At 43.0% G+C, this 3,835-nt stretch carries 3 protein-coding genes; 2 read left to right on the top strand and 1 reads right to left on the bottom strand.

Annotated features, from left to right (window positions below; all coding sequences use genetic code 11):
- Positions 1 to 179: SDR family oxidoreductase (locus AB4496_RS03435; protein WP_372130593.1), on the top strand; the 179-nt coding region annotated here is incomplete at its 5' end.
- A 46-nt stretch (positions 180 to 225) separates the two neighbouring features.
- Here the strand turns inward: AB4496_RS03435 and AB4496_RS03440 are convergent.
- On the bottom strand, positions 226 to 1,296 hold the full coding sequence (locus AB4496_RS03440; RefSeq protein ID WP_009846397.1) for a 3-deoxy-7-phosphoheptulonate synthase: 1,071 nt from the start codon (positions 1,294 to 1,296) through the stop codon (positions 226 to 228).
- A 335-nt stretch (positions 1,297 to 1,631) separates the two neighbouring features.
- Here AB4496_RS03440 and AB4496_RS03445 point away from each other — a divergent pair.
- Positions 1,632 to 3,835, top strand: a 2,204-nt coding sequence (locus AB4496_RS03445; protein ID WP_372130592.1) for a condensation domain-containing protein, incomplete at its 3' end; no start/stop codon positions are given.

Below are 3,835 nucleotides of genomic sequence, written 5' to 3' on the forward strand. Positions count from 1 at the left end.
ATGGTGAGGAGCAGGTCATTGCCGGAGATGCAACGCAGTTTCGTCTAGGTATTCCGCTCAACAAGATTGCTGAACCCAAAGATATTGCTCAATCGATATTGTTTCTGATGTCTAATGCAGCTAATCATATCACTATGCATGACTTGCGGATTGATGGTGGTGCAACGCTCGATAACTAGACATCATAGAGTTATATGGCGCGCATGCGCCATATAAAATTTTAGGTTAAGCGACCGTCGATAATTTCTTGTGAGTTGCCTCTACCATTGCATTTGCAAAGACATCGAGAATTGCAACGGTATCTTCCCAGTTTAGACATTCATCAGTGATGGATTGACCTCTGGTTAGTGGCGTCGCATCTATATTTTGCGCCCCTCCGACTAAGAAGCTTTCAGACATAACGCCGGCGATGTACTGCTCTCCTGAAATGATTTGCTCTGCAATGTTTCTGGCTACATTGAGTTGATTTTTGGCAATTTTCAGACTGTTCCCATGACTACAATCAATGATGATTCGGGGGTTAAGGCCGTTTAATTCTAATTGTTTTGTTACATCACAGACGTGTACGTTAGTATAGTTTGGCTGTTTTCCGCCACGTAAAATGATATGTCCGTTAGGGTTGCCATGTGTCATTGCAGACATGGGTGTATTACCAAAACCAGAGACATAAACTAGGTGAGGAGATTTCGCGGCGTGAATTGCGTCAATCGCGATCGTTACATTGCCATCCGTTCCATTCTTAAACCCAATAGGGCACGGGATGCCTGAAGCCATTTGTCTGTGTGTTTGAGACTCAGTGGTTCTTGCTCCAATAGCGCCCCAACAAATTAAATCAGATACATATGGGTACACGGTGGTGTCTAAAAACTCGGTTGCCGTTGCAAGCTCTAGATCAACAACATCTTTTAAGAATTTTCTTGCGACAAACAGCCCCTTACTCATCTTATGGCTATTGTCTAAATCGGGATCGACAATGAGCCCTTTCCAACCGACGCGGGTTCGTGGTTTTTCAAAATAGGTTCGCATGACGATCAAGAGCTGGTCACGATATTTGTTCTGTAGTTCGGCCAACTTACGAGCATACTCTAAAGCAGCCTCTGGGTCGTGGATGGAGCAAGGTCCAATGATAACGAGCAGACGGTTATCTTTCCCATTTAAAATTTCTGTGATTTCGAATCTTTTATCACGGATAAATCGTTCACTTTTTTCGTCTAGAGTGATTTCACTCGTTACATCAATCACACTCGGCAGTGGCTCTATCGTGGTTGAATTAAGTTGCTTCTCTAACTCTTGCATCCTTCCTCCTAAAACAAGTGTTCCTTGATGTTATGGCTTCATCAAATGCGCGGTCCAGGTATGACTTGGAAAACATTCAATTCCAATAAATGATAATTATTATCATTTAATTTTGAGGATTATTGAAATAGGAGCTAGGTGTTGTCAAGCTTATTGTTGGGTGATGTAGTGAGATCATGCCCAATACAATCAGTACATCAACTCATATTAGTTAGCACTAAACAAAAATGATAACGCTTATCATTTTTGTTTGAGTTTATTCTTAAGCTGGTGTATTACATTAGTTTAATAAGCCTCGTGGCACATTAAATGGATGAATGAGTGTGGAAATGAAGATGAGAGAATTGACGACTGTACAGGCTGCTTATTATGTCGGTAGGCAAACAGGCCAATCGATGGGAGGCGTAGCGGCTCATATTTATGCTGAATTTGATGGTGAAAATATCGACTCAGAAAAATTGGCAAGTGCGGTGAGGAAGTTGTACATCAATCATCCTATGTTACGGATGAAAGTTACTTCTGGTGGTCAACAAACCATCGCTCCTTTATCTTCTGTTCATCAACTTATCATTGATGATATTGAACACCTTTCACCATCGGCTACCCGTGACTTTTTAATAGAGAAGCGCACTGCTATTACTGACCAGAAACTGGATTTAGACAATGGGCAGGCCGCGCAGATCGGTATCACACGTCATTCTAAAGTGCAGTGCCGTTTGCATATAGACGTAGACATGATTGCTGTGGATGCACAGAGCTTCCGAATCTTAGTCGAAGAGTTGGCTAAGCTCTATAGCGATGAACATCAAGGCAACGAGACACAAGAGAAGAATTCGTTCTTTGAATATTTAGATAAACAAGCGGCGGACAATTACCTCGTAGCTAAACGACAGTCTGATAAGACATGGTGGCAACAACGATTACCAGACATCGCTGGAGCACCTGAGTTTCCGTATGTTAATGGGGATATTGATCGTCAGCATGGGCACAGTCAGCGGTTCACACATCAGTTGACTCAAGAGCAACGGTCTTCGATCGAAGAGTTAGCCAAGAAACACCACTTAACCTTAACCCAACTTTTTCTAACGCTTTTCTCTCAAGCTGTCGGTAGCTCTTGTAACAGCCCTGATTTTCGATTGAATGTGCCGACTTTTCACCGCGGTTTCTATACGAACGATGCAGAGACAACGATAGGTGATTTCTCGAACTTGCTGATCTACAGCGCTAGCTTGAAAGCTCAAGAATCAACGCTTAATCATTGTCGTCGTACTGCCAATCAACTGAACCAATTACTCAACCATGAAAGCTATTCTGGTGTAACGGTGATGCGAGATTTATCGCGTTACTATGGGACCGTGCAAGCATCGCCTATCGTATTTACATCGGGAATGGATGTTGAAGGTGATGATTTATTCTCTGAGGCAGTCACAAAAGTCTTCGGAAAAATGAACTGGGTAATCTCTCAAGGTGCTCAGGTTACATTAGATGCACAAATCGCGCCTGCGTACGAAGGTATTTTTGTCAATTGGGATGTGCGAATGGACGTGTTCCCTAAAGGCTTTGTCGATACCTTGTTTAACAAGTTTATTGCGATTGTTCAATCTTTAGCTGATGAACCTAATAGCATACATAACTCTTTGGAAAGTACGCTCGCTCAGTTAGGTTATGCATGTCCTTCGTTACCCTTAGTTACCTCTTGTCCAAAGCCTTTAACAGAGCTACAAAAATCTTACCTACTCGGTCGCTCTACTCATATCCCTATGGGTGGCACTGCGATGCATGAATTCCGGGAATACCGAGGGAAAATAGAATCGAGCTTAGTTGAGTCTCGCCTCGAATCATTGGTAAAAAAGTACGATGCGTTACGGATGCACATCGATGAGAACAAGCTTGTTCAGCAGGTGTCGTCTAAGGTGACTTTGAATTTTGACTCCCATGACTTTCGACACTTGTCGATTGAGCAAGCGCTAGAGAGAGTTGGTAAAATTCGTCAAGTGAGTAATCACACGATGCACGACCTGTCGAAGTCGCCATGGCGTGTTTCTGTTATTCAATTGCCTGACTCTGACATCGGTTATCAGACCATTGTCTTTACCAGTTTTGATGCATTAATTGTTGATGGTAGAACACACTCCCTGATTCTTTCTGAATTATTGAAAAAGAATAGCGGGCATTTGCATGAGCTCTGTGCTAACAGCGCTGAGACCAATCACTTTGATAGTGAACATGACACTGCCAAAAGGGAGGCAGATATGTCGTTCTGGCAAAGTAAGCTTGACCCAGAGTGCGCGCCACCTTCACTTCCATGGAAACAGCGATTGGATCATATAAAGGCTTCGCGTTACCAGCGAGAAAGCATTGTTATAGACAAAACTGCATTAACTCAGTTAACGATGGCGAGTGCAGCCAACAGCTTGTTTTTGAACTCAGCACTTTCTGCTCTTGTTCTTGAAGGGATGTCGTATTGGACGACAGAACAAGAGATGAGAGTTGGTTTTCCGGTAGCGATCCCACAAAGCGATCAACCTCTTGGTAATGG

The sequence above is a fragment of the Vibrio sp. 10N.222.46.A1 genome, assembly GCF_041473595.1.
Taxonomy (GTDB): Bacteria; Pseudomonadota; Gammaproteobacteria; order Enterobacterales; family Vibrionaceae; genus Vibrio; species Vibrio tasmaniensis_A.